The sequence below is a fragment of the Methylobacterium sp. 391_Methyba4 genome (genome assembly GCF_029691625.1).
In the GTDB taxonomy this organism is placed as follows: Bacteria; Pseudomonadota; Alphaproteobacteria; order Rhizobiales; family Beijerinckiaceae; genus Methylobacterium; species Methylobacterium fujisawaense.
This window is the reverse complement of the sequence record NZ_CP121475.1, coordinates 4,685,704-4,711,124: the sequence shown is the minus strand read 5'-3', so window position 1 is coordinate 4,711,124 and position 25,421 is coordinate 4,685,704. Positions and strand designations below refer to the sequence as shown.

General features: G+C 69.2%; 18 protein-coding genes. 14 read left to right on the top strand and 4 right to left on the bottom strand.

Annotated elements, in window-relative coordinates; translation table 11 throughout:
- Nucleotides 1-310: 310 nt before the first annotated feature.
- The 8 genes from rplJ (at nucleotide 311) to greA (ending at nucleotide 13,815) form a co-directional block, all read left to right on the top strand.
- Entirely contained in the window at nucleotides 311-829 is a 519-nt protein-coding gene (gene rplJ / locus P9K36_RS22085) for a 50S ribosomal protein L10 (protein WP_043348291.1), read from the top strand.
- A gap of 48 nt (nucleotides 830-877) precedes the next feature.
- The gene (rplL, locus tag P9K36_RS22080) at nucleotides 878-1,255 is read left to right on the top strand and encodes a 50S ribosomal protein L7/L12 (protein ID WP_012320773.1); all 378 of its coding nucleotides are present in this window, start codon (nucleotides 878-880) and stop codon (nucleotides 1,253-1,255) included.
- Nucleotides 1,256-1,501: 246 nt separating this feature from the next.
- Complete coding sequence (rpoB, locus tag P9K36_RS22075; protein ID WP_043385649.1) at nucleotides 1,502-5,626, top strand: DNA-directed RNA polymerase subunit beta; 4,125 nt, start codon at nucleotides 1,502-1,504, stop codon at nucleotides 5,624-5,626.
- A gap of 176 nt (nucleotides 5,627-5,802) precedes the next feature.
- Nucleotides 5,803-10,011, top strand: a complete 4,209-nt coding sequence (gene rpoC, locus P9K36_RS22070; RefSeq protein WP_043385733.1) for a DNA-directed RNA polymerase subunit beta' — start codon at nucleotides 5,803-5,805, stop codon at nucleotides 10,009-10,011.
- A 266-nt stretch (nucleotides 10,012-10,277) separates the two neighbouring features.
- On the top strand, nucleotides 10,278-11,375 hold the full coding sequence (locus tag P9K36_RS22065) for a cell wall hydrolase (RefSeq protein ID WP_274927713.1): 1,098 nt from the start codon (nucleotides 10,278-10,280) through the stop codon (nucleotides 11,373-11,375).
- Between the two features lie 212 nt (nucleotides 11,376-11,587).
- A complete protein-coding gene (locus P9K36_RS22060) occupies nucleotides 11,588-12,172 on the top strand; it encodes a hypothetical protein (RefSeq protein WP_043348296.1) in 585 nt (194 codons plus the stop codon).
- Nucleotides 12,173-12,238: 66 nt separating this feature from the next.
- The gene (locus P9K36_RS22055) at nucleotides 12,239-13,243 is read left to right on the top strand and encodes an MDR family oxidoreductase (protein ID WP_043348299.1); all 1,005 of its coding nucleotides are present in this window, start codon (nucleotides 12,239-12,241) and stop codon (nucleotides 13,241-13,243) included.
- Between the two features lie 98 nt (nucleotides 13,244-13,341).
- The gene (gene greA / locus P9K36_RS22050; RefSeq protein ID WP_278305995.1) at nucleotides 13,342-13,815 is read left to right on the top strand and encodes a transcription elongation factor GreA; all 474 of its coding nucleotides are present in this window, start codon (nucleotides 13,342-13,344) and stop codon (nucleotides 13,813-13,815) included.
- A gap of 6 nt (nucleotides 13,816-13,821) precedes the next feature.
- Here greA and P9K36_RS22045 read toward each other — a convergent pair whose 3' ends face one another.
- Nucleotides 13,822-14,718, bottom strand: coding sequence for a LysR family transcriptional regulator (locus P9K36_RS22045; RefSeq protein WP_335645397.1), 897 nt, complete (start codon nucleotides 14,716-14,718; stop codon nucleotides 13,822-13,824).
- A gap of 107 nt (nucleotides 14,719-14,825) precedes the next feature.
- Between P9K36_RS22045 and wrbA the strand changes: the two genes are divergently transcribed.
- The gene (gene wrbA, locus P9K36_RS22040) at nucleotides 14,826-15,428 is read left to right on the top strand and encodes an NAD(P)H:quinone oxidoreductase (protein ID WP_043759111.1); all 603 of its coding nucleotides are present in this window, start codon (nucleotides 14,826-14,828) and stop codon (nucleotides 15,426-15,428) included.
- 133 nt (nucleotides 15,429-15,561) lie between these two features.
- Here wrbA and P9K36_RS22035 read toward each other — a convergent pair whose 3' ends face one another.
- Entirely contained in the window at nucleotides 15,562-16,560 is a 999-nt protein-coding gene (locus tag P9K36_RS22035) for an L-threonylcarbamoyladenylate synthase (RefSeq protein WP_043761423.1), read from the bottom strand.
- A 137-nt stretch (nucleotides 16,561-16,697) separates the two neighbouring features.
- Between P9K36_RS22035 and P9K36_RS22030 the strand changes: the two genes are divergently transcribed.
- The 5 genes from P9K36_RS22030 (at nucleotide 16,698) to P9K36_RS22010 (ending at nucleotide 22,596) form a co-directional block, all read left to right on the top strand.
- Nucleotides 16,698-18,437, top strand: coding sequence for an acyl-CoA dehydrogenase (locus tag P9K36_RS22030; protein WP_278305994.1), 1,740 nt, complete (start codon nucleotides 16,698-16,700; stop codon nucleotides 18,435-18,437).
- 10 nt (nucleotides 18,438-18,447) lie between these two features.
- Nucleotides 18,448-19,227: an enoyl-CoA hydratase-related protein gene (locus tag P9K36_RS22025; protein WP_043348311.1), complete on the top strand. Its 780-nt coding sequence runs from the start codon at nucleotides 18,448-18,450 to the stop codon at nucleotides 19,225-19,227.
- A 32-nt stretch (nucleotides 19,228-19,259) separates the two neighbouring features.
- Nucleotides 19,260-20,066, top strand: coding sequence for an SDR family NAD(P)-dependent oxidoreductase (locus tag P9K36_RS22020; RefSeq protein ID WP_278307320.1), 807 nt, complete (start codon nucleotides 19,260-19,262; stop codon nucleotides 20,064-20,066).
- A gap of 243 nt (nucleotides 20,067-20,309) precedes the next feature.
- Nucleotides 20,310-21,995, top strand: a complete 1,686-nt coding sequence (locus P9K36_RS22015; protein WP_075380839.1) for a B12-binding domain-containing radical SAM protein — start codon at nucleotides 20,310-20,312, stop codon at nucleotides 21,993-21,995.
- 280 nt (nucleotides 21,996-22,275) lie between these two features.
- Nucleotides 22,276-22,596, top strand: coding sequence for a multidrug efflux SMR transporter (locus P9K36_RS22010; protein WP_179697182.1), 321 nt, complete (start codon nucleotides 22,276-22,278; stop codon nucleotides 22,594-22,596).
- 3 nt (nucleotides 22,597-22,599) lie between these two features.
- Here P9K36_RS22010 and P9K36_RS22005 read toward each other — a convergent pair whose 3' ends face one another.
- Together P9K36_RS22005 and P9K36_RS22000 are read right to left on the bottom strand one after the other, a co-directional pair.
- Entirely contained in the window at nucleotides 22,600-24,285 is a 1,686-nt protein-coding gene (locus tag P9K36_RS22005) for a methyl-accepting chemotaxis protein (protein WP_278305993.1), read from the bottom strand.
- 97 nt (nucleotides 24,286-24,382) lie between these two features.
- The gene (locus P9K36_RS22000; protein WP_043348324.1) at nucleotides 24,383-25,387 is read right to left on the bottom strand and encodes a magnesium transporter CorA family protein; all 1,005 of its coding nucleotides are present in this window, start codon (nucleotides 25,385-25,387) and stop codon (nucleotides 24,383-24,385) included.
- Between the last annotated feature and the right edge of the window lie 34 nt (nucleotides 25,388-25,421).

The following is a 25,421-nucleotide window of genomic DNA, read 5'->3' as shown; positions in this document are numbered from 1 at the left end:
CAGGGGCGACGAGCCCCGCGGAGCCTTGTCCGGCCATGTCCTGTCCGAGACTGCAGGTGCCGGCTCGCCGGCTTAATCCCCAAGCCTGCACAGACGGGGAAGACCGAATTTGAAAAGCCTCGCCCAGGCCTCGGCCGCGGAGGGGTGTCGGTTTGAACCAACTCGCCCGAGGCGGCCTCCAGGGGCACGCGCGGGGACAGGGCCGCGAAGCGTCGTTCGGACGTTCCCGGTCTCTTGGCCGAGATGACGTCCGGGCGGCATGTGCAACCGGCGGACCCGAGATCGGGTTCCGCCAACCGGAGAGAGCCCAGTGGACCGGACAGCTAAAGCTGATCTCGTCTCGACGCTCAACGGCGTGTTCAGTGAGAGCGCCGTTGTCGTCGTGGCCCACTACAAGGGCCTCACGGTCGCCGACATGCAGAAGCTGCGTTCGCAGATGAAGCAGGCTGGCGCCACCGTGAAGGTCGCCAAGAACAGCCTCGCCGGCATCGCACTCGATGGCACGGACGTCGCCTCCATCAAGCCGCTCCTGAAGGGCCCGACCCTGCTCGCCTATTCCGGCGACCCGGTCGCAGCCGCGAAGGTCGCGGTCGATTTCGCCAAGGCCAACGACAAGCTCGTGATCCTCGGCGGCGCGATGGGGAAGACCGCCCTGAACCCGGACGGCGTGAAGGCCCTCGCCTCGCTCCCGTCCCTCGACGAACTGCGCGCCAAGATCGTGGGCCTCGTGCAGGCTCCCGCGACGAAGATCGCTCAGGTCGTCAACGCGCCGGCGGCCAAGCTCGCCCGCGTGTTCGGGGCCTATGCCAAGAAGGACGAGGCCGCCTGAGGCCCTTCAAAAACCATCCGTTCGAACCGATATTGAGAGGAATTCAAAATGGCTGATCTCGCCAAGCTCGTCGACGACCTGTCCTCGCTGACCGTGCTCGAGGCCGCTGACCTGGCCAAGATGCTCGAAGAGAAGTGGGGCGTCTCGGCCGCCGCTGCCGTCGCCGTTGCCGCCGGCCCGGCTGCCGGTGGCGCCGCCGCCGCCGTCGAGGAGCAGACCGAGTTCACGGTCGTCCTGGCCTCCGCCGGCGACAAGAAGATCGAGGTCATCAAGGAGGTCCGCGCGATCACCGGCCTCGGCCTCAAGGAAGCCAAGGACCTCGTCGAGGGCGCGCCGAAGCCGGTCAAGGAAGGCGTTGCCAAGGACGAGGCCGAGAAGCTCAAGGCCCAGCTCGAGAAGGCCGGCGCCAAGATCGAGCTCAAGTAAGTCGACGATGGGCCGGTGCCGGCCCATCACCCCACGGAGGTCCGCTTCGGGTCTGTCGTGACCGGAGCCCGCGGGTGCAACACCCGCGGGCTTTAGGCCGCTTCGGCGGATGGTCCCGGAAGGGACCGGCGAGAAGTTTCGGTTCGGTGGCGCTGCCCGGCGGGGCGCGCGTCGCGGCCCGGTGCGGGAGGTCCCTTTCGGGAACGCTTCCCCGGGCGAGAGGTACGCGGGTAGGAGCGAGGTCACATGGCCAACACGCTGGTCGGTCGCAAGCGCATTCGGAAGTTCTTCGGCAAGATCAAGGAAGTTGCCGAGATGCCGAACCTCATCGAGGTTCAGAAGGCGTCCTACGACCAGTTCCTGATGGTCGACGAGCCCGAGGGTGGGCGCGCCGACGAGGGGCTGCAGAGCGTGTTCAAGTCGGTCTTCCCGATTTCCGACTTCGCTTCCACGGCCCTGCTCGAGTTCGTGCGCTACACCTTCGAGGCGCCCAAGTACGATGTCGACGAGTGCCGCCAGCGCGGCATCACCTTCGCGGCCCCGCTGAAGGTCACGCTGCGCCTCATCGTGTTCGATGTCGATCCCGACACGCAGGCGAAGTCGGTCAAGGACATCAAGGAGCAGGACGTCTACATGGGCGACATGCCCCTGATGACGGAGAACGGCACCTTCATCGTCAACGGCACCGAGCGCGTGATCGTCTCGCAGATGCACCGCTCGCCGGGCGTGTTCTTCGACCACGACAAGGGCAAGACCCATTCCTCGGGCAAGCTCCTGTTCGCCGCACGCATCATCCCGTACCGGGGCTCCTGGCTCGACGTCGAGTTCGACGCCAAGGATATCGTCCACGTCCGCATCGACCGGAAGCGCAAGCTGCCGGCGACGTCGCTGCTCTATGCCCTCGGCCTCGACGGCGAGGAGATCCTGTCGACCTTCTACAACAAGGTCGTCTATGACCGCGACGGCGCCGACTGGCGCGTGCCCTTCGACGCCGAGCGCATGAAGGGCATGAAGGCCACCGTCGACCTGATCGACGCCGATTCCGGCGAGGTCGTGCTCGAGGCCGGCAAGAAGCTCAACGCCCGCAACGCCCGTCAGATCACCGACAAGGGCACCAAGTTCCTCAAGGCCACCGACGAGGATCTCGTCGGCCAGTACGTGGCCGAGGATCTCGTCAACGCGCAGACCGGCGAGATCTGGGCCGAGGCCGGCGAGGAGATCACCGACAAGCTCCTGAAGAGCCTGGATGATGTCGGCATCACCGAGCTCCCGGTGCTCGACATCGACCACGTCAATGTCGGCCCCTACATCCGCAACACGCTGGCGGTGGACAAGAACTCCAACCGCGAGGGCGCGCTGTTCGACATCTACCGGGTCATGCGCCCGGGCGAGCCGCCGACCCTCGAGACCGCCGAGGCGATGTTCCACTCGCTGTTCTTCGACTCCGAGCGGTACGACCTCTCGGCCGTCGGCCGCGTGAAGATGAACATGCGCCTCGACCTCGACGCCGCCGACACCGTGCGCACCCTCCGCAAGGAGGACATGCTGGCGGTGGTGAAGGCGCTCGTGGAGCTGCGCGACGGCAAGGGCGAGGTCGACGACATCGACCACCTCGGCAACCGCCGCGTCCGCTCGGTGGGCGAGCTCATGGAGAACCAGTACCGCCTGGGCCTCCTGCGCATGGAGCGCGCGATCCGCGAGCGCATGAGCCAGGTCGATATCGACACGGTCATGCCGCAGGATCTCATCAACGCGAAGCCCGCCGCCGCGGCCGTGCGCGAGTTCTTCGGCTCGTCGCAGCTCTCGCAGTTCATGGACCAGACCAACCCGCTCTCCGAGGTGACGCACAAGCGCCGCCTGTCGGCGCTCGGCCCGGGCGGTCTGACCCGCGAGCGCGCCGGCTTCGAGGTGCGCGACGTGCACCCGACCCATTACGGCCGCATCTGCCCGATCGAGACGCCGGAAGGCCCGAACATCGGCCTGATCAACTCGCTCGCCACCTTCGCGCGGGTGAACAAGTACGGCTTCATCGAGACCCCGTTCCGCCGCGTCCGCGACGGCGTGGTCACCGATGAGGTCGCCTACCTCTCGGCCATGGAGGAGGCGAAGTACTACGTCGCTCAGGCCAACGCCCAGATGGACGAGGCCCGCAAGCTCACGGAGGATCTCGTGGTCTGCCGTCGGGCCGGCGAGGTGATCGTCGTGGGGCCCGAGCGCGTCGATCTCATGGACGTGTCGCCGAAGCAGCTCGTCTCGGTCGCCGCGGCGCTGATCCCGTTCCTTGAGAACGACGACGCCAACCGCGCCCTCATGGGCTCGAACATGCAGCGCCAGGCGGTGCCGCTCGTCCGCGCCGACGCCCCGTTCGTGGGCACCGGCATGGAGGCGGTGGTCGCCCGGGATTCCGGCGCCGCCATCGCGGCCCGCCGGGCCGGCATCATCGATCAGGTGGACGCCACCCGTATCGTCATCCGCGCCACCGAGGAGGCCGACGCCAACAAGCCCGGCGTCGACATCTACCGCTTGCAGAAGTTCCAGCGCTCCAACCAGTCGACCTGCATCACGCAGAAGCCGCTGGTCCGCGTCGGCGAGTTCGTGAAGAAGGGCGAGATCATCGCCGACGGTCCTTCGACCGAGTTCGGCGAGCTGGCGCTCGGCCGGAACGTGCTCGTCGCGTTCATGCCGTGGAACGGCTACAACTTCGAGGACTCGATCCTGCTTTCCGAGCGGATCGTGAAGGATGACGTGTTCACCTCGATCCACATCGAGGAGTTCGAGGTGATGGCCCGCGACACCAAGCTCGGGCCGGAAGAGATCACCCGCGACATCCCGAACGTCTCCGAGGAGGCGCTCAAGAACCTCGACGAGGCCGGCATCGTCTATATCGGCGCCGAGGTGAACGCGGGCGACATCCTCGTCGGCAAGATTACCCCGAAGGGCGAGAGCCCGATGACGCCGGAGGAGAAGCTCCTCCGCGCCATCTTCGGCGAGAAGGCCTCGGACGTGCGCGACACCTCCCTGCGGGTGCCGCCGGGCGTCACCGGCACGATCGTCGAGGTGCGGGTGTTCAACCGCCACGGCGTCGACAAGGACGAGCGCGCCCAGGCGATCGAGCGCGAGGAGATCGAGCGGCTCGCCAAGGACCGCGACGACGAGCAGGCGATCCTCGACCGCAACACCTACGCGCGCCTCGCGGACGTGCTGATCGGCCAGGCGCCGGTGGCCGGCCCGAAGGGCTTCCGGAAGGACACCACGCTCACCCGCGAGCTGATCAACGACTACCCGCGCTCGCAATGGTGGCAGTTCGCCGTCATCGAAGACCGTCTCATGACCGAGATGGAGGCGATGCAGAAGCAGTACGACGAGTCGAAGAAGCGCCTCGAGCAGCGCTTCCTCGACAAGGTCGAGAAGCTGCAGCGCGGCGACGAGCTGCCCCCCGGCGTCATGAAGATGGTCAAGGTCTTCGTGGCGGTGAAGCGCAAGATCCAGCCGGGCGACAAGATGGCCGGCCGTCACGGCAACAAGGGTGTCGTGTCGCGGATCGTGCCGATCGAGGACATGCCGTTCCTGGAGGACGGGACGCATGCCGACATCGTGCTCAACCCGCTGGGCGTGCCGTCGCGCATGAACGTCGGCCAGATCCTGGAGACGCACCTGGGCTGGGCGGCTGCGGGCCTGGGTCGCAAGGTGTCGAAGGCGGTGGATGCCTATCTGAAGTCGCAGGACATCGCGCCGCTGCGGGAGGAGATGAAGGCGATCTACTCCCCGGGCGAGCTCGACGGGCTGACGGACGAGGAGCTGGCCGAGGCCGGCAACAACGTCCGCCGTGGCGTGCCGATGGCCACGCCGGTGTTCAACGGCGCCAAGGAAGCCGACATCGAGCAGATGCTGGAGATGGCCGGGCTGGACCGCTCGGCGCAGTCGACGCTCTACGACGGGCGGACCGGCGAGCCCTTCGACCGCAAGGTCACGATGGGCTACATCTACATGCTGAAGCTCCACCACCTCGTGGACGACAAGATCCACGCGCGCTCGATCGGCCCGTACTCGCTCGTCACCCAGCAGCCGCTGGGCGGCAAGGCGCAGTTCGGCGGCCAGCGCTTCGGTGAGATGGAGGTCTGGGCGCTGGAGGCCTACGGCGCGGCCTACACGCTGCAGGAGATGCTCACGGTGAAGTCGGACGACGTGGCCGGCCGCACCAAGGTCTACGAGGCGATCGTCCGCGGCGACGACACCTTCGAGGCCGGCATCCCCGAGAGCTTCAACGTGCTCGTCAAGGAGATGCGCTCGCTCGGCCTCAACGTCGAGCTGACGTCTTCGAAGAAGGCCGCGAACGATCAGCTGGAGCCGCCGGCCGACGCGGCCGAGTAGAGCCAGTCACAAACACCTCCCGTGGCGGCGGATCCCGCCGCCACGGTCGAGCGGGGAGGGGAGGGGCCTTCCGGGTTCGACGACGGTGAGCAGCGCCCGTGCGGGGTGCGGCGCCGGATCTTTTTCAAGACGCGGTGGCCCGGCGCGGGGCTGCCGGCGTCAACAAGGAGCGGATCATGAACCAAGAGGTCATGAACCTTTTCAACCAGCAGGCCACGCCGGTCAGCTTCGATCAGATCAAGATCTCGATCTCGTCCCCGGAGAAGATCCTCTCCTGGTCGTACGGCGAGATCAAGAAGCCCGAGACCATCAACTACCGGACCTTCAAGCCCGAGCGCGACGGCCTGTTCTGCGCGCGCATCTTCGGGCCGATCAAGGACTACGAGTGCTTGTGCGGCAAGTACAAGCGCATGAAGTACAAGGGCGTCATCTGTGAGAAGTGCGGCGTCGAGGTCACCCTCGCGCGCGTCCGGCGCGACCGCATGGGCCATATCGAGCTGGCCGCCCCCGTCGCGCATATCTGGTTCCTGAAGTCGCTGCCCTCGCGCATCGGCCTGCTGCTCGACATGGCCCTCAAGGACCTCGAGCGGATCCTGTACTTCGAGTCCTACTGCGTCATCGAGCCGGGCCTTACCCCCCTGAAGGAGCGTCAGCTCCTGTCGGAGGAGGAGTACCTGCGCGCCCAGGAGGAGTACGGCGAGGACTCGTTCACCGCCATGATCGGCGCCGAGGCCATCCGGCGCATCCTGCAGGAGCTCGACCTCGACAAGATCGCCAACGATCTGCGCGAGGAGATCGCGGTCACGACGTCGGAGCTGAAGCCCAAGAAGCTCCTGAAGCGGCTCAAGATCATCGAGGCCTTCCAGATGTCCGGCAACAAGCCGGAATGGATGATCCTCACGGTCGTTCCGGTGATCCCGCCGGACCTGCGCCCGCTGGTCCCGCTGGACGGCGGCCGCTTCGCGACCTCCGACCTCAACGACCTGTACCGCCGCGTCATCAACCGCAACAACCGCCTGAAGCGGCTGATCGAGCTGCGCGCGCCCGACATCATCATCCGCAACGAGAAGCGGATGCTGCAGGAGGCGGTCGACGCCCTGTTCGACAACGGCCGCCGCGGCCGCGTCATCACGGGCGCCAACAAGCGTCCGCTGAAGTCGCTCGCCGACATGCTGAAGGGCAAGCAGGGCCGGTTCCGCCAGAACCTGCTCGGCAAGCGCGTCGATTATTCGGGCCGCTCGGTCATCGTGGTCGGCCCGGAGCTGAAGCTGCACCAGTGCGGCCTGCCCAAGAAGATGGCGCTGGAGCTGTTCAAGCCGTTCATCTACGCGCGCCTCGACGCCAAGGGCTTCTCGGCCACCGTCAAGCAGGCGAAGAAGCTGGTCGAAAAGGAGAAGCCGGAGGTCTGGGACATCCTCGATGAGGTGATCCGCGAGCACCCGGTGATGCTGAACCGCGCGCCGACGCTGCACCGCCTCGGCATCCAGGCCTTCGAGCCGAAGCTGATCGAGGGCAAGGCGATCCAGCTGCACCCGCTGGTCTGCGCCGCGTTCAACGCCGACTTCGACGGCGACCAGATGGCCGTGCACGTCCCGCTGTCGCTCGAGGCGCAGCTGGAAGCGCGCGTCCTCATGATGTCGACCAACAACATCCTGCACCCGGCCAACGGTCAGCCGATCATCGTGCCGTCGCAGGACATCGTGCTCGGCCTCTACTACCTGTCGATCGTGGCCGAGGGCATGCCGGGCGAGTTCAAGGCGGACAACGCCAAGAACCCGATGCAGGGCGTCTACGGCGACATGGGCGAGCTGGAGCACGCCCTGGCCGCCAAGGCCGTGTCGCTGCACACCAAGATCAAGTGGCGCTGGACCGGCATCGGCCCGGACAATCAGCCCCTGACCAAGACCTACGAGACCACGCCTGGCCGGGTGATCCTGTCCGGTGCCCTGCCGAAGCACGCCAAGGTGCCCTTCGAGGTCGTCAACAAGTTGATGACCAAGAAGGAGATCTCGGCGATGATCGACACCGTCTACCGCCACTGCGGTCAGAAGGAGTCGGTGATCTTCTGTGACCGGATCATGGCGCTCGGCTTCAACCACGCGTTCAAGGCCGGCATCTCGTTCGGCAAGGACGACATGGTCGTGCCGGAGAACAAGTGGTCGATCGTCGACACGACCCGCGCGCTCGTGAAGGATTACGAGCAGCAGTACAACGACGGCCTGATCACGCAGGGCGAGAAGTACAACAAGGTGGTGGATGCCTGGGCCAAGTGCTCGGACAAGCTGGCCGCCGAGATGATGGGCCGCATCTCCGCGGTCCAGAAGGACGAGCACGGCGCCGACAAGCAGATCAACTCGATCTACATGATGAGCCACTCCGGCGCCCGTGGTTCGCCCGCCCAGATGAAGCAGCTCGCGGCGATGCGCGGCCTCATGGCCAAGCCGTCGGGCGAGATCATCGAGACCCCGATCATCTCGAACTTCAAGGAAGGCCTGGACGTTCTGGAGTACTTCAACTCCACGCACGGTGCCCGTAAGGGCCTGGCCGACACCGCCCTGAAGACCGCCAACTCCGGCTACCTGACCCGCCGTCTCGTCGACGTGGCGCAGGACGCCGTCATCCGCGAGGTGGATTGCGGCACGACCAACGGCATCAAGATGCGCGCCATCGTGGATGCCGGTCAGGTCGTGGCGACGCTCGCCACCCGCATCCTGGGCCGCGCCACGGCCGAGGATCTCGTGGCCGCGGACGGCACGGTGATCGTCAAGACCGGCGAGACCATCGAGGAGCGGCACCTGCCGGCGATCAACGCCGCCGGCATCCAGGAGGTGAAGATCCGCTCGGTGCTGGTCTGCGCCACCAAGAGCGGCGTCTGCGCCACCTGCTACGGGCGCGACCTCGCCCGCGGCACGCCCGTCAACATGGGCGAGGCCGTCGGCGTCATCGCGGCGCAGTCGATCGGCGAGCCGGGCACGCAGCTCACGATGCGCACCTTCCACATCGGCGGTGCGGCCCAGATCGCCGACTCGTCCTTCATCGAGTCGAGCTTCGAAGGCACGATCAAGATCCGCAACCGCGCCGTCGCCAAGAACACGGACGGGGACCTGATCGCCACCGGCCGCAACGTGGCGGTCGTGATCGTGGGGTCGGACGGCGTCGAGCGGGCGGTCCACCGCCTGCAATACGGCGCCAAGCTCCGGGTCGACGAGGGTGACAAGATCAAGCGCGGGCAGCGGATCGCCGAGTGGGATCCCTACACCCGTCCGATCCTCACCGAGGTCGACGGCCTCGTGGCCTACGAGGATCTGGTCGACGGCCAGTCCATGACCGAGACCACCGACGAGTCGACCGGCATCGCCAAGCGCGTCGTCGTCGACTGGCGCGGCTCGGCCCGGACCTCGGACCTGAAGCCCGCGATGGTCGTGGTCGATCGGGAGGGCAAGGCGCTCAAGCTGCCGCGCGGCTCGGACGCCCGCTACTTCCTGCCGGTCGACGCCATCATCGGCTTCGATCCGGGCGCGACGGTCAAGGCCGGCGACATTCTGGCCCGCGTCTCGACCGACTCGGCCAAGACCCGCGACATCACCGGCGGTCTGCCGCGGGTGGCGGAGCTGTTCGAGGCACGGCGCCCGAAGGACGCGGCGATCATCGCCGAGAAGTCGGGCACCATCGCGTTCGGCCGCGACTACAAGAACAAGCGTCGGCTCACGCTGACGCCGCATGACGGCTCGGAGGCGGTCGAGTACCTGATCCCGAAGGGCAAGCACATCCACCTGCAGGACGGGGACGTGGTGGAGCTCGGCGACTACATCGTCGACGGAAACCCGGCTCCGCACGACATCCTGGCGATCAAGGGCGTCGAGGAACTCGCCGCCTACCTCGTCAACGAGATCCAGGAGGTCTACCGGCTGCAGGGCGTGTCGATCAACGACAAGCACATCGAGGTGATCGTCCGTCAGATGCTGCAGAAGGTCGAGGTGACCGATGGCGGCGACTCGGACATCCTCTCGGGCGACCAGATTGACCGGACGGAGCTGACCGAGTTCAACGAGAAGCTGCTCGCCGAGGGCAAGAAGCCGATCCAGGGCGTTCCGGTCCTGCTCGGCATCACCAAGGCGTCGCTGCAGACGAAGTCGTTCATCTCGGCGGCCTCGTTCCAGGAGACCACCCGCGTCCTCACCGAGGCGGCGGTCAACGGCAAGGTCGACACCCTGGAAGGCCTGAAGGAGAACGTGATCGTCGGATCGCTGATCCCGGCCGGCACCGGGTCGATGGTGGCGGACATCCGCTCCATCGCCCGCCGCCGCGACGCGATGATCCTGCAGCAGAAGCAGACCGAGAGCGGCGCGATGCCGGTCGAGGAGCTTCCGCCCGCCGCCGAATAAGGCGACAGGCAGGATTGAGAGAGACAAGGGCGGCCTTCGGGCCGCCCTTTTTCGTGGTTGCTCTCCAAACCGGGACGCCTGCACGGCGGCCGACTTAACCGAGGCTCAACCATGCCGCGCGATAAATCCTGAGCGGCCCCAGAAACACCCTGGAAACGGGGAGGATCGGGCCGGTTCGGGTGCGTGAGTGCGGGTCTGGCGTCGTGGGCACGAGACGAGGACGGGAATCGAGCCTGCGCTGGCTCTCGGCGGCGATGACGCCCTGGATGGTCGGGCTCGGCCTGCTGGTGTCGTTCACGGCCGATGCCGGCACGGAGAACGCCATCGGGGCGAGCCGGCTCGGGGTGATCGATGCCGAGACCGTTCCGCCCCTGCCGCCCGGCACCCTGCTGATCGGATCCGCCCTGCGCCGCCTCGGTGACGAGCCGCCCCAGACGGTATTCAAGACCGGTGCGCACGTCTTCCCGGTGGTGCAGCGGGGAGGCAAGGGCAACCCCGCCCGGCCGCCGGCCGAGAGCTTCGCCCGCCGGGCCGCCAACCTCCGGGAGCCCGGCGGCGCCCTGGTGTTCGGCGACGTCACCGGCAGCGTCACCGGCGTGCTGACGCAGGGGGCTGCGGTTTGGGATCCGGATTCCGAGCCGGAGGCCGGTTTCGTCCCCGTGCCCGATCTCGGCCTGACCACCGGCGCCGGCACGGCCGCCTCCACGGGCGAAGGCACGGCCGACCTCACCGCGGATGGTGGGCCCGAGCGCTTCGACGGCTCGACCCCGCCGGTGCCCCGCGCCATCGCCCTGTCGTCCACGACTCCGGCGCCCGCGGACGCGATCCCCGTGGAGATCGCCGCGGCGAGTCTCGCGCTCCCCGATTTCGCAATCCGCACGGAGCGCCCGGACAGCGCCCAGCCGGTGCCCGAGGATGCGCGCCGGCGCTACGCCGACCTGATCGACCCGAACGCCCTCGACAAGGAGCAGCGCTGCCTCTCCGAGGCGGTCTATTTCGAGGCCCGGAGCGAGCCGGAGGCCGGCCAGGCCGCCGTCGCCCAGGTGGTGCTCAACCGCGTGAAGAGCGGCCTCTACCCGGCGAGCGTCTGCGGCGTCGTCTACCAGAACCGGCACCACTACATGGGCTGCCAGTTCTCCTTCGCCTGCGAGGGCAAGTCCCTGCGCATCACCGATGCGGGCGCCTGGGAATCGGCGACCCGCATCGCCCGCTCGGTGATCGAGGGCCGGACCTACCTCGCCGAGGTCGGCGCCGCGACCCACTACCACGCCGACTACGTCCGTCCGGGCTGGGCGCGCCGCCTGCGCAAGATGGACGTGATCGGCCGGCACATCTTCTACCAGCTCCGGGCGGGTCAGACCTGAGGCGGCTCTGGCCTGACTTCGTAAGAGAGACTGTGGAAAATTCGAACAATGCTACCTAGGTAGGCGACGACTAAGCAGTCGAAACCAAGGGTTAATTTTACCTTCGTTCCCGATAATGCTTGCGCGCCGGGCAACGAGTCTGGCCTCTGGTACGTCGAGACGAGCGCCGCTTGCGCGCCGCTTCTCGTTGTAATGCGTATCAGAGGACTTCCATGACCGCGCCGGTCGCTCGCACTGCTCTCCTGGCCGCCGCCCTCGGCGGCGTTCTCCTTGCCGCACCCGCCCAGGCCGGCGGCTGTTACGGCTCCGAATGCTACCGCCACGTCGTCACGCCGCCGGTCTACGACACCGTGCAGGAGAACGTGCTGGTCCGTCCGCCCCGCACCGTCTATCGGACCACCCCGCCAGTCTACGATACGGTGTCCGAGCGCGTGATGGTCTCGCCGGGTGGCCGCTACTGGCAGACGAGCCGCGGTCCCGGCGGTGAGCTGATCGGCTGCTGGGTCACCACGCCGCCGCGCTTCGCCGTGCGCACGCGGACCGTGCTGGTCCGTCCGGCGCAATCGATCCCCGAGACGATCCCGCCGGAATACGCCAGCGTCAGCCGCCGGGTTCTCGTGGCGCCCGCTCGGGCCGGCTGGGTGCCGGTCGGCGGCGGCTACGGTTACCGGCCGGCCTCTTACGGTGGCCCGCTGGTCGGCTCGATCCCGGACGCCGTCGGCATCACGGGGGCCAGTTCTTCGGATATCGGCGTCGGGCTCGGCTTCTACACGGGCAGCCGGTACGAGGGGTACTGATCCGGCCGCGAAGGCTTGATTCCGGACGTCCCGGCGACACCTCACCGCGCAACACGGGAGGTGACGATGGGGACGTTCAAGGCCTGGGTGGTCGAGAAGAACGAGGCCGGCCAGAGCCTCGCCTTCAAGGACTTCGACGACGCCGACCTGATGGACGGCGACGTCACCGTGCGGGTGACGCACTCGACCCTGAACTACAAGGATGGCCTCGCCCTCACCGGCACGTCGCCGGTGGTGCGCCGCTTCCCGATGATCCCCGGCATCGATTTCTCGGGGATCGTCGAGACGTCGGACCATCCCGAATACAAGCCGGGTGACGCGGTGGTGCTCACCGGCTGGGGCGTCGGCGAGACGCATCTCGGCGCCTACGCCCAGCGCGCCCGGGTGAAGGGCGACTGGCTGGTGCCGCTACCCCAGGGGCTCACGCCCGAGCAGGCCATGGCGGTGGGCACCGCCGGCTACACGGCGATGCTGTGCTGCATGGCCCTCGAGGCCCACGGCGTGACGCCGGAGCACGGCCCGGTCATCGTCACCGGCGCCTCCGGGGGCGTCGGCTCGGTCGCCGTGGCCCTCCTCGCGCGGGCGGGCTGGCACGTCATCGCCTCCACGGGCCGGGACGGCGAATCCGACTACCTGAAGGGCCTCGGCGCTGCGGAGATCCTCGACCGGGCCGAGTTGTCGAAGCCCGGCAAGCCGCTCGGCAAGGAGCGCTGGGCCGCGGGGGTCGATGCGGTCGGCTCCACGACGCTCGCCAACGTGCTGGCCATGACCAAGGCGGACGGCGCCGTCGCCGCCTGCGGGCTGGCGCAGGGCATGGATCTGCCGACCTCGGTGGCGCCGTTCATCCTCCGCGGCGTCTCGCTGCTCGGCATCAACAGCGTCACCACCCCACAGCCGAAGCGTCGCGAGGCCTGGGCGCGGCTTGCCCGGGATCTCGATCTGGGCAAGCTCGCCGCCATGACGAGCCGTGTCCCCCTGGAGGAAGTCGGCCGGCTCGGCGCGGAGATCCTGGCCGGGAAGGTGCGTGGGCGGATCGTGGTGGAGGTGGATCGGGCGGGCGGTCCGCGCTGATCCTCAGGGGTTTCGGCCAACCCGTCCCGGCACCGGGCTGGACCGGAATTTTGCCGCGGCCCCGGAACCTTTGCCGTGCATCGCGTGTTGATGTTTTCATGAGCGTTGCATTCGTCAAAGAGCCCGAGGGTGGAGAAGCGTTCGAGAATCTGCCGGATCGGCCGATCTCGCCGCACACGAATTTCGTGACGCCGGAAGGCCTCGCGCAGATCGAGGCCGAAGTCGCCCGCCTGGAGAAGGAAGTCGCCTCGCTGGATCCTGCCGACAAGGCGGAGGATTCCCGCATCGGGCGCGACCTGCGCTACTGGGCGGCCCGGAAGAACACCGCGCAGCTCGTCGAGCCCAAGGCCGGCGACACGGTTCAGTTCGGCTCTACCGTCACGGTGATCCGGGAGGACGAGTCCGGCAAGGAGAACCGCCAGACCTTCCGGATTGTCGGCGAGGATGAAGCCGATCCGCACAAGGGTTCGATCTCCTACGTGGCGCCGCTCGCCCGGGCGATCACCGGCAAGACGATCGGTGACGTGGTCGAGGTGAACGGCAACGAGGTCGAGGTGGCGGAGATCCGCTGAGCCGGTTCATCGGCCTTCGAAGCGCGGTCGCAGGGGCAACAGCGCCTCGGCGATGTGTTCCATGAAGACCCGGACCCGTGCCGCGTGGCGCAGGTCCGGATGCGTCAGGATCCAGAGATCCGCCCCCAGCTCCGGATGCGGCCCGGACAGGCGTTGCAGTGCCGGATTGACGTCGGCGGTGAAGCAGGGGAGCGGACCGATCCCCAGGCCGGCCTGCACGGCCGCCTCCAGACCGATCACCGCGTTGAGCCGGAGGCGGATGTGGTCGGGCGGCACCCGCGCCTCCACGAAGCGCATGAACGAGCCCCCTGCCACCAGCGGTCCCGGACTGATCCACGCCTCCCGGGCGAGATCGCCATAGGCGCGGTCGGCCCGGCCGTAGACCCCCCACGCCGTGACGGCGAGACGCCGCCCGACCAGAGTCTCGCTCGGCTCGCGGCTGATCCGGATCGCGACGTCGGCATCCCGGCGCGACAGGTTGAGCGTCGCCTCGGCGAGGATCAGCTCGATCCGGATGTCGGGGTACCGCTCCGTGAAGCTCGCGAGCATCGGCATCAGCAGCTCTGCGGCGAAGCCGGCCGGCGCGGTCACCCGCAATTCGCCGGACGGGGTTTCGCCCTGGCCGGCGACCACGCGGGTGAACCGCGCCACGTCCGCCTCGATCCGCGCGGCCGCCGCGATCATCGCCTGTCCGGCGGGGGTCGGCACGTAGCCCGTGCGCAGCCGCTCGAATAGGCGCGTATCGAGCTTCGCCTCCAGGGCCGCGAGGCGTCGGAACGCCGTCGAGTGGTTGATGCCGAGGTCCGCCGCCGCCGCGGTCAGGCCGCCGCGGTCGGCCACGGCCTTTGCGAACCGAAACTCGTCCCAGTCGAGCGCCACACCCGGGTCCTTGCGTCTGCGCAAGATCACTCTTGCATGGTGGGGCATTCTTGCAAGGCGCCAAATGCGCGATGGAGGGGCACGACGCTGGCCGACGATTCGGCCGCCCGACACACAGGAGAGACCCGTCCATGGCCAAGGTTCTGGTGCTGTACTACTCGACCTACGGTCACGTCGAACAGATGGCCTACGCGGTCGCCGAGGGGGCCCGCGAGACCGGGGCCGAGGTCGTCGTGAAGCGGGTGCCGGAGCTGGTCCCGGAGGAGGTCGCCCGGCAGGGCCATTTCAAGCTCGATCAGGCGGCCCCGATCGCCACCGTGGACGAACTGGCGCAGTACGACGCCATCATCTTCGGCACGCCGACCCGCTACGGCAACATGGCGTCGCAGATGAAGCAGTTCATCGACCAGACCGGCGGGCTCTGGATGAAGGGCGCGCTGGTCGGCAAGGTCGGCTCCGTCTTCACCTCGACGGCCTCGCAGCATGGCGGCCAGGAGACGACGCTGACGAGCTTCCACACGGTGCTGTTCCACCACGGCATGGTGGTGGTCGGCCTGCCCTACAGCTTCCAGGGCCAGGGCGGTGTCGAGGCGGTCAAGGGCGGAACGCCCTACGGAGCCAGCACGATCGCGGATGGTGACGGATCCCGCCAGCCGAGCGCCGTGGAACTGGAGGGGGCCCGCTTCCAGGGTCGCCATGTGGCCGGCATTGCCGCCAAGCTGGCCCGAGACTGAGAAGGCAAGAAAAAAGGCTCGGATTGCTCCGAGCCTGAAAGGAAAAAGGCCATTGGGGGCTGAGAAGGCCTTCGTGATCAATAAACGGATCAGGCCGACATCTGTTCCGCTGCCGGCAAAAATTTCTGCGCCGTCAGCGGGGCGCGGCGGCCCGGGCGAGGCGGTCGCGGATCGCCTCGCCGAGGCCGTCTTCCGGAATCGGCACCACCGCGATGGTGCCGGCCCCTGAGGCATCGAGGTCGCGCAGGGCGCCGAACAGGCGGGCCGCGGCCTCCGCGGGATCGCCCGACGGGCTCAGGTTGAGGCTGGCCCGCGCGGTTTCGTGACCGGCCGGGCGCTCGGCGCCGAACAGCAGCACCGCCTCGCCGGGCTCGATCCGCACCGCATCCAGGCGGACCCGCGCCCGGGGCGCGTAATGCGAGGCGAGCATGCCGGGGCCCGCCGGCCGATCGGCGTCGGCCGCCTCCGGAGATGCCGGATCGAGGCCGAGCACGTCCCGGAGCGCCGCCCGCGTGATGCCGCCCGGCCGCAGCAGCCGCGGCGCGCCGCCGAGGCAGGCCACCACCGTCGACTCGACGCCCACCATCGTGTCGCCACCGTCGAGCACCGCGGCGATCCGCCCGGCGAGATCGTCGAGGACATGGGCGGCCCGGGTCGGGCTCACGCGCCCGGAGCGGTTGGCCGAGGGCGCCGCCACCGGACGGCCGACTTCCGCGAGGAGCGCCTGGGCGAGCGGGTGCGCCGGCACCCGCAGGGCGAGGCTCGGCAGGCCGGCGCGGGCGAGGTCGCAGACCCGCGTGCCCGGATGGGCCGGGACGACCAGGGTCAGGGGACCCGGCCAGAAAGCCGTGGCGAGGCGGCGGGCCTGCGCGTCGAAGACCCCCTCCGCCAGGGCCGCGTCCGCATCGGCCAGATGCGAGATCAGCGGGTTGAAGCGCGGCCGATCCTTGGCGGCGAAAATGCCCGCCACCGCGGCGGCATCGGTGGCGTCCGCCCCGAGCCCGTAGACCGTCTCGGTGGGGAAGGCGACGAGGCGCCCCGCCCGCAGGAGCGCGGCGGCCTCCGCGATGCCGGCCGCGTCGGGAGGAAGCCGGCGGGTCGCGGTCGGACCCGTTGACCCGGGATCATTCATGCGGGAAGCCGTCTCCGAGGTCATGGCGATGCGAGCCCCGCGCGCCTATCCTCGCCCCGCCCTAGCGCCGGTGCGCGGGCGCGGTCAAACCCGCCCCGGATCGAACGAGCGGGCGGGCCGCAACACGGGAGGATCGTATGAGTTACCGCGCCCCGGTCCCCGAGATGCTCTTCACCCTCCGGCACGTAATCGGGCTCGATTCCGTCGATCCGGACGACGCCGAGGCGATCCTGAGCGAGGCCGGGCGGATCGCCGCCGGCGTGATCGCGCCGCTCAACCGGGTCGGCGACCGGCACGGCACCCCCTTCGCGGACGGACGCGTCACCACGCCGCCCGGCTGGCGCGAGGCCTACCGCACCTTCACGGAGGGCGGCTGGAACGGGCTCTCGGCCGAGGCCGACCATGGCGGCCAGGGCCTGCCGAAGCTGATCGAGGCCGCCTGCACCGAGATGTGGAACGGCGCCAACCTCGCCTTCGGCCTCTGCCCGCTCCTGACCCAGGGCGGCATCGAGGCGCTCGCGGCCCACGGCTCGGACGACCTGAAGGCGCGCTACCTCGAGAAGCTGGTCTCGGGCGAATGGCCCGCCACGATGAACCTGACCGAGCCGCAGGCGGGCTCCGACCTCGCCCTGCTGCGCACCCGGGCCGAACCTGCGGGCGACGGCACCTACCGGATCACCGGGTCCAAGATCTACATCACCTACGGCGAGCACGATCTCGCCGACAACATCGTCCACCTCGTCCTGGCCCGGCTGCCCGACGCGCCCGCCGGCACGCGGGGCATCTCCCTGTTCCTGGTGCCGAAGGTGCTGCCGGACGGGACCCGCAACGACCTGCGCTGCTCCGGCATCGAGCACAAGCTCGGCATCCACGCCTCGCCGACCTGCTCCATGGCCTTCGGCGACGATGGCGGCGCCACCGGCTGGCTGATCGGCCAGGAGAACAAGGGCCTCGCCTGCATGTTCACGATGATGAACGCGGCGCGGCTCAACGTCGGCCTGCAGGGCGTCGGCGTGGCCGAGGCCGCGACCCAGCGGGCGCTCGCCTACGCGCAAGAGCGGCGCCAGGGTAAGGCCATCGGGGCCGCCGAGGCGACGAGCCCGATCGTGGCGCATCCGGACGTGCAGCGGATGCTGCTGACCATGAAGGCGTACACGGCCGCGGCACGCGCCATCTGCTACCTCACCGCCGCCGCCCTCGACGCGTCGAAGGGCCCCGAGGGGCAACCCGCCCTGGACCGCGCCTCGCTTCTGACGCCGGTGGCGAAGGCCTTCGCGACGGACCTCGCCAACGAGGTGACCTCGCTCGGCGTGCAGGTCCATGGCGGCATGGGCTTCGTCGAGGAGACCGGGGCGGCGCAGCTCATGCGCGACGCCCGCATCCTCGGCATCTACGAGGGCACCAACGGCATCCAGGCGATCGACCTCACCGCCCGCAAGCTGCCGCTGAACGGCGGCGCCACGGCCCGGTCGCAGATCGCCTGGATGCGCCGGGCGGCCGAGGGCCTGCTCAAGGCCGGCGATCCCGCCTTCGGCCACATGGCGGCACGGCTGCGCGACGGGATCGGCAGCCTCGACCGGGCCACGAGCCACCAGCTCGCCGCGCTGAGCTCCAACCGCCCCGAGGCGGCGCTGGCGGGCGCGACGCCGTATCTGCGCCTGTTCGGCCTGACGCTCGGGGGCGCCTGCCTCGCCCGCGGCGCGCTCGCCGCCAGCGCCGCCCTGAAGGCCGGCGAGACCGATCCGGCGCAGGCCGCCCGCATCGCGCTCGCCCGGTTCTACGCCGAGAACCTGCTCACCGCGGCCGGCGGCCTGGAGCAGACCGTGGTGGCGGGCGGCGCCTTCACGGACGACGCCACCCTGGCGCTGGCGGTTTGAGGAGCGGATCATGGCCGAACCCGTCGCGATCGACGACCTCTCGGGCGGCGTCCGCCTCATCACCCTGAACCGCCCGGAGAAGAAGAACGCGCTCACCGGCGCCATGTACGACGCGATGCGTGCAGCTCTGGTCGAGGCCGACGCCTCGGACCGGATCGGCGCCGTGGTCTTCGCCGGGCAGCCCGGCATGTTCAGCGCCGGCAACGACCTCGCCGACTTCATGGGCCAGTCCTCCGGGGATCGTGCCGGGGACGGGTTCAGCGCCTCGCCGGCGCTGGCCTTCATCCGCCAGCTCGCCCGCACCCGAACCCCGATGGTGGCGGCGGTCGACGGGATCGCGGTGGGCATCGGCGCGACGCTCTGCCTGCATTGCGACCTCGTCTACGCGAGCCCGGCGGCGCGGCTGCGCATGCCCTTCGTCGAACTCGGCCTCGTGCCGGAGGCGGCCTCGAGCTACCTGCTGCCCCTGCGGGTCGGGCGCCTCCGGGCGACCGAGCTGCTGCTCCTGTCCCGGCCGCTCGAGGCCGACGAGGCGCAGGCGCTCGGCCTCGTCAACGCGGTGCTGCCGGCCGACATGCTGGTGGAGCAGGCGGTCGCGCAGGCGGCGCGCCTCGCCGCCCTGCCGCGCGGGGCGCTGGCGGCAACCCGGGCGCTGATCCGGGGTGATCAGGCGCAGGTCGAGGCCGCCCTCGAAGCGGAGGCCAAGGCCTTCGACGCGCAGCTGCGCTCGCCCGAATCCCAGGAGCGGCTCGCCGCCTTCCTCAACCGCACCAAGCCCGTCTCGGCGTGAGCCCGCCCGACCTCTCCCGGAAGATCTGCCTCGTGGCGGGCGCGTCGCGGGGCGTCGGCCGGGGGCTCGCCCGCGCGCTGGGAGAGGCCGGGGCCACGGTGATCGTCACGGCGCGCTCCAGCGAGACCGGCCCGCGCACCGAGATGCGCCCGGAGGCGATCGAGGACACCGCCCGCATGGTCGACGCGGCCGGCGGGCGGGGTCACCATTACCTCTGCGATCACCGCTCCGAGCGCGCCACCGACGCGCTGGTCCACTGGACCCTGCGCCGGTTCGGTCGGATCGACGTCGTGGCCTGCAGCGTGTGGAGCGGCAACGAGGGCTATGACGGCGAGCGCTACCCGGACGGGGCCGGATGGGGCACGCCGTTCTGGCGCCGCTCGGCCGAGCCGTATCTCGGGCTGCTCGAAGCCGGGCCGCTGCCGGCCCTGCTGCTCGCCCGCGCGGTCGCCCCCGCCCTGGTGGCGGCGCGGTCCGGGCTGCTGGCGCTCGTCTCCTTCGGGACCGAGGATTACCTCGGTGACGTGTTCTACGATTCCGCCAAGGCCGCCACCAACCGGCTGACCCTGGCCTTCGCCCGCGAACTCGCGCCCCACGGCGTCACCGCCCTCGGCCTCTCACCGGGCTTCGTCGCCACCGAGCGGGCGCGCGATCTCGGCCAGGAGGTGCACGCCACCGAGAGCCCGCTCTATGCCGGCCGGGCGCTGGCGGCGCTGGCGGCAGATCCGGATATCGCCGCCCGGGCCGGTGCGGTGCTGCATGCCGGCGACCTCGCCCGGATCTACGGCTTCACGGACGCCGACGGGACGCAGCCGGAGCGGTTCCGGGTCGGGCCGTGACGGGGCCTGGTCGGGCGTGTCGTGGAACCGGCGCACGCTCCCGACAGACGGGCCAAACGAGCCTCAACGCTCCCCGGCGGGGCGATTTTCGGCGTTCGGTCCGGCGTCCTGTCGGGATTGGCGGTGCCGATTGCTGCGGGAGCGAAAAACGGCCTTAATTGACCCGCAGGTCAGAGGGCGATCCTGCACCCGGTTCCGTCTGGAGCCGGCGGGGCCGGGTATGTGTGGACGAGGGAAACTGGCATGTCGGAAGCGAACACGGCCCCGCGCGTGCTGATGGTGTTCCCGAAGTTCTACGAAAACTCCATGTGGAACTTCAAAGAGGCCATGGAGCTGCAGGGCGCCCGCGCGCCCGCGCCGCCGCTCGGCCTCATCACGCTGGCCGCGATGCTGCCGCCGGCCTGGCAGGTGTCGCTCGTCAACCGCAATTGCGAGGAGCTGACCGACGAGCAGATCCGCGCCGCCGACCTCGTGATGACCGGCGGCATGCTCCCCCAGGAGCCGGATTGCCTCGTGGTCATCGACCGCTGCGTGGCGCTCGGCACCCCGGTCTGCGTGGGCGGCCCCGCGCCGACCTCGACGCCCGAGGTCTACGACAAGGCCGACTTCCTGGTGCTGGGCGAGGCCGAGGGCATCCTCGACAAGTTCGTGGCCGCCTGGGAGGCCGGCGAGCGCCGCGGCCGGCTCACGGCCGAGAAGTTCAAGGCCGACGTCACCACGAGCCCGATCCCGCGCTTCGACCTGCTGACCTTCAGCCACTACCTCTACATCGGCGTCCAGTTCTCCCGCGGCTGCCCGTTCACCTGCGAGTTCTGCGACATCATCGAGCTCTACGGCCGCGCCCCGCGGACCAAGACCACGCCGCAGATGCTGGCGGAGCTCGACCGGCTCTACGGCCTCGGCTACCGCGGCCATGTCGATTTCGTCGACGACAACCTGATCGGCAACAAGAAGGCCATCAAGCTGTTCCTGCCGCACCTGATCAAGTGGCAGGAGGATCACGGCTACCCGTTCAAGTTCTCCACCGAGGCCTCGCTGAACCTCGCGGACGACGACGAGCTGCTCGGGATGATGCGGGACGCGAACTTCTTCGCCCTGTTCACCGGGATCGAGACGCCCGACGAGGCGACGCTGATCCAGACGCAGAAGAAACAGAACACCAAGCGCTCGATCGCCGACAGCGTGCACAAGCTCTACGAGCACGGCATGTTCGTCACGGCCGGCTTCATCGTCGGCTTCGACACCGAGAAGGACAGCATCAGCAAGGCGATGTCGCTGTGCATCAGCCAGACCGGCATCCCGATCGCCATGGTCGGCCTGCTCTTCGCGCTGCCGAACACGCAGCTCTCGCGCCGCCTGCGCAAGGAGGGCCGCCTCTACGAGAACTACGCGGCGACCACGGCCGACCAGGGCGACCAGTGCACGCAGGGCATCAACTTCGTGACCCTGCGTCCGCAGCGCGACGTGCTGGCCGATTACCGCGACGTCCTCCAGGAGATCTACGACCCGCCGAACTTCTTCGACCGGGTCCGGGTGGTCGCGCGGCAGGTGAAGCGGCCGAGATTCGCCGCCCAGAAGCTGAACTGGCGCCACATCGCCCACGATCTCTATTCGCTGCTGCGCGTGTGCTGGCGGATGACCGTGCGCCGTCCCGAGCTCGCCAAGCACTTCTGGAGCGTGTTCCTGGAGACCGCCCGGCGCAATCCGGCCGCCCTGGAGGCGGTGGTTACCAACATGGTGATCTACCTGCACGTCTACCCGTTCTCGCGGTACGTCATCCGCGAGATCAACAGCCGGATCGCGGACCTCGACGCCGGCCGCTGGGTGCAGCCGCCGGTCCTGGCCCCCGAGGCTGAGACCTGCAAGGCGCCGCCCGTGGGCAAGGTTGTGGCGCGGGCCGAGGTGAAGCACCTGGCTGCGGTGGCGTGACGGGGCGTCGGTTCGGTTCATCCGACCCGCGCCCTCGTCCCGAGGTGCCGGAGCGCAGCTTTGGTCTCGAACGAGACCGCCACCGGGCGGCGCGCTTCCGGGAGCCCGCCTTCCAGGCCCGCTTCGCGGCCACCTCAGGATAAGGTCCGCGGATCGGGCCCGTGCGGCGCCCTTGCCGCCGTCCCCCGTAAACCTTAGCTGATCCCGCGCGAGGCCACGTCCTCCCTCCGGTTAACGGGGCACAAGTCCGGGACGGCCCGGCCCTTTCAGGAGGGCCGCCATGGCCTGGATCTTTCTCGTCATCGCGGGCGTTCTCGAGGTCGTCTGGGCCTACGCGATGAAGCAGTCGGACGGCTTCACGCGCTTGTGGCCGACCGCGATCATGGCCGTGTCGATGGCCGGCAGTGTCGGCTTCCTGGCGCTGGCGATGCGCACGTTGCCCCTGGGAACCGCCTACACGATCTGGACCGGCATCGGCGCGGTCGGCGCCTTCCTGGTCGGCATCGCCGTGCTCGGCGAGCAGGCGAGCGCCAGCCGGATCCTCGCGGCCGGCCTGATCGGGTCCGGGCTCGTCCTGATGAAGCTTTCGAGCCCCGGCTGAGCGTCAGGCCGCGCGCACGGTGTGCAGGAAGCCGTCGATCTCCCGCCGCAGCTCGGCGGTCTCTTCCGAGAGGCTTGTCGCCGAGGCGAGCATCCGTGTAGCGGCCGAGCCCGTGTCGTCGGCCGCCCGCGCCACTGCGTCGATCGTCCCGGTGACCGCGCTGGTTCCGGATGCGGCCTCGGCGACGTTCCGGGCGATCTCCCGGGTCGCCGCGCCCTGCTGCTCGACGGCGGCCGCGATCGAGGTCGCCACGCCGTCGATCTCGCGGATGCGGGATGCGATGCCGTCGATGGCGTCCACGGTCTGTCCGGTGGCGCCCTGGATTCGGCCGACCTGACCGGCAATTTCCTCGGTGGCCTTGGCGGTCTGGGCGGCGAGCTGCTTCACCTCGCTGGCGACCACCGCGAAGCCGCGTCCCGCATCGCCGGCGCGGGCCGCCTCGATCGTGGCGTTGAGCGCCAGCAGGTTCGTCTGGCCTGCAATGTCGGTGATGAGGCGCACGACATCGCCGATCCGGCCCGCCGCCGTGCTCAAGTCCTGCACGAGGCCGGCGGTGGCGCCGGCCTGGACCACCGCGCTCCGGGCGAGTTCGGCAGACCCGTCCACCTGGCGGCCGATCTCCTGCACCGAGGCGCCGAGTTCCTCCGCGGCCGCCGCGACGGTGCCGACATGCTGGGCGGCCTCCTGCGCGGCCCCCGCCACCGTGGCCGAGCGCTCGGCCGTGTGCGTGGCCGTGCTGGTCATCGCCTCGGCTTCGGCCCGCAGGCCGAGGGCGGCGTCCGCCACCCGCGTCAGCACGCCGCCGACCGCGGCCTCGAAGGACTCGGCCAGGGCGTGAACGGCCCGCCGGCGCTGCGCCTCGGCGCCCTCCCGGGCCTGGGCCGTCTCCCGCTCCAGGGCGCGGGTGTGGATCAGGTTGTCCTTGAAGACCTGTACGGCCGCCGCCATCGCGCCGATCTCGTCGCGGCGCCCGGTGTGCGGGACCGGCACGCTCTCGTCGCCCTGGGCGAGGCGGCCCATCGCCCCGGTCATGCGCTCGATCGGGCGCGCGATCCCGAACAGGGCGAACAGCATCGCGGCGGCGGCGACCACGAGGCCCACCACGGTGGCGGCCATCGCGATCAGATTGGCGCGCGTCGCCGCCTGCACGGTCACGGCGACATTGGCCGCGGTCTGTGCCCGGGCAGAGGCGATGGACTCGGTCAGGCTCGCCACCGCGGCATCGTTCTGCGCACCCGTCGCGGGGTCCAGCACCAGCGCGAGCGCGCCCGGCTGATCGCCTGCGATCATCAGCTCGACCACTTGCAGTTGCACGTTCTGGTAGGCGTTCCAGGCATTGGTGAAGCGCTCGTAGATCTCCCGGTCCTGAGGAGCCGTCAGGCGCTCCTGGTAAGCCTGACGGAGGCCGGAAAGCTCGCCGAGGGTGTCGGTCAGCGCGGTCTGGTTCTTGTCCAGGGCTGCCGCGTCGGGCGAGGCCACTACCAGCCGGTAGAGCCGCAGGCGGGCGTCCCGCACGGCCGTCCCGATGGCCTCGGCCTGGTTCTGCGTGGGCAGGGCCTGCTGGGAGATCGCCGCGGCGTTGCGCTCGATCTCCGACAGGCTCACGACACTGGCGATTCCCTGGCCGACGGCGGCGAGGGCAAGCAGGCCGATCGCACCGGCGAGAACCGTCTTCAGGGAGAAACGCATGGGAGGTTCCGTCATCGCGGCCATGCCGCGCCTGCAGGTCTCACCATGCTCCCGCAGAGACCTTAATATTTTTCCGGTCCTGGAGCAGACTTTGCCGTTAAAGCCACTTCTTCCAGCGAAAGAAAAAGTAAGGGAATACCGCTGCGACGACCATCATGACCAGCGCCATCGGGTATCCGAATGAGAAATCTAGTTCGGGTATGGCTTTAAAATTCATGCCATAGATCGACGCGATCAGCGTCGGCGGCATGAAGACGACCGCCATGACCGAGAACAGCTTGATGATGTTGTTCTGTTCAAGATTGACAAGACCGAGTGTTGCGTCGAGCAAAAATTGAATTTTCGTGGACAGGAAGGTGGCGTGCTCCTCGAGGGATTGAAGATCCCGCAGGGTGGAGCGGACATCCTCGCGCAGATCGCGCGGGGCCTTGTTGGTCCGGTAGGTCGCCGACAGCGAGAGCAGAATACGCTCCATGGAGACGAGGCTCTCCCGCTGCTTGGAGATGAGATCGCCGTGCCGGCCGAGGGCGCGTAACGTGTCCTGAAGGGCGGTGTTGCGGGCGGACGGATCCTCCTGCACTTCGAAGATCTTGCCCGACAGGCGGTCGATGCGTTCGCCCTGGAGCTGGAGCACGTCGGCGGCCCGGTCGATCACCGCCTCGATCAGCCCGGCCAGGATGGTCTCGCCCGAGGTGGCCGACGCGCTGCCGTTGCCCATCGAGCGCCCGGCGCGCTGCGTGTACATGCGGAAGGCCTGCGGCTCCTCGTGGCGCACGGTGACGAGCCGGTTGCCGCGCAGGATGAAGGTGATGCCGGCGAGCCCCGGTTCCTCGGCATCGCTGACCTTCGAGAGCACGCGCCCGGTCATGTAGCGGGCGCCGTCTTCCACGTAGAGCAGCTCCGAGGGCTCAATGTCCTTCATCTCCTCGCGGGTCGGCACCTCGATGCCGGCGAAGGCCTCGACCTTCAGCTCCTCCTCGCGGCTCGGGCGGATCAGGTCGAGCCAGACGGTGTCTTCGGGGATCGTGTCCTGGAGATCGATGACGCGGCGTTCAAGCAGCGTGGCTCCGGCGCCGATGGCGGGCTGGTGGATGAAGATCACGAGCAGGTCTCGGATACGGATCGGTCACGGGACA

Excerpts from the sequence above, each read along its gene's own strand:
- rplL (WP_012320773.1), top strand. The coding sequence starts at position 878 with ATGGCTGATCTCGCCAAGCTCGTCGACGACCTGTCCTCGCTGACCGTG.
- rpoB (WP_043385649.1), top strand. The coding sequence starts at position 1,502 with ATGGCCAACACGCTGGTCGGTCGCAAGCGCATTCGGAAGTTCTTCGGC.
- rpoC (WP_043385733.1), top strand. The coding sequence starts at position 5,803 with ATGAACCAAGAGGTCATGAACCTTTTCAACCAGCAGGCCACGCCGGTC.
- P9K36_RS22065 (WP_274927713.1), top strand. The coding sequence starts at position 10,278 with ATGGTCGGGCTCGGCCTGCTGGTGTCGTTCACGGCCGATGCCGGCACG.
- P9K36_RS22060 (WP_043348296.1), top strand. The coding sequence starts at position 11,588 with ATGACCGCGCCGGTCGCTCGCACTGCTCTCCTGGCCGCCGCCCTCGGC.
- P9K36_RS22055 (WP_043348299.1), top strand. The coding sequence starts at position 12,239 with ATGGGGACGTTCAAGGCCTGGGTGGTCGAGAAGAACGAGGCCGGCCAG.
- greA (WP_278305995.1), top strand. The coding sequence starts at position 13,342 with ATGAGCGTTGCATTCGTCAAAGAGCCCGAGGGTGGAGAAGCGTTCGAG.
- wrbA (WP_043759111.1), top strand. The coding sequence starts at position 14,826 with ATGGCCAAGGTTCTGGTGCTGTACTACTCGACCTACGGTCACGTCGAA.
- P9K36_RS22035 (WP_043761423.1), bottom strand. The coding sequence starts at position 16,560 with ATGAATGATCCCGGGTCAACGGGTCCGACCGCGACCCGCCGGCTTCCT.
- P9K36_RS22030 (WP_278305994.1), top strand. The coding sequence starts at position 16,698 with ATGAGTTACCGCGCCCCGGTCCCCGAGATGCTCTTCACCCTCCGGCAC.
- P9K36_RS22025 (WP_043348311.1), top strand. The coding sequence starts at position 18,448 with ATGGCCGAACCCGTCGCGATCGACGACCTCTCGGGCGGCGTCCGCCTC.
- P9K36_RS22015 (WP_075380839.1), top strand. The coding sequence starts at position 20,310 with ATGTCGGAAGCGAACACGGCCCCGCGCGTGCTGATGGTGTTCCCGAAG.
- P9K36_RS22010 (WP_179697182.1), top strand. The coding sequence starts at position 22,276 with ATGGCCTGGATCTTTCTCGTCATCGCGGGCGTTCTCGAGGTCGTCTGG.
- P9K36_RS22005 (WP_278305993.1), bottom strand. The coding sequence starts at position 24,285 with ATGCGTTTCTCCCTGAAGACGGTTCTCGCCGGTGCGATCGGCCTGCTT.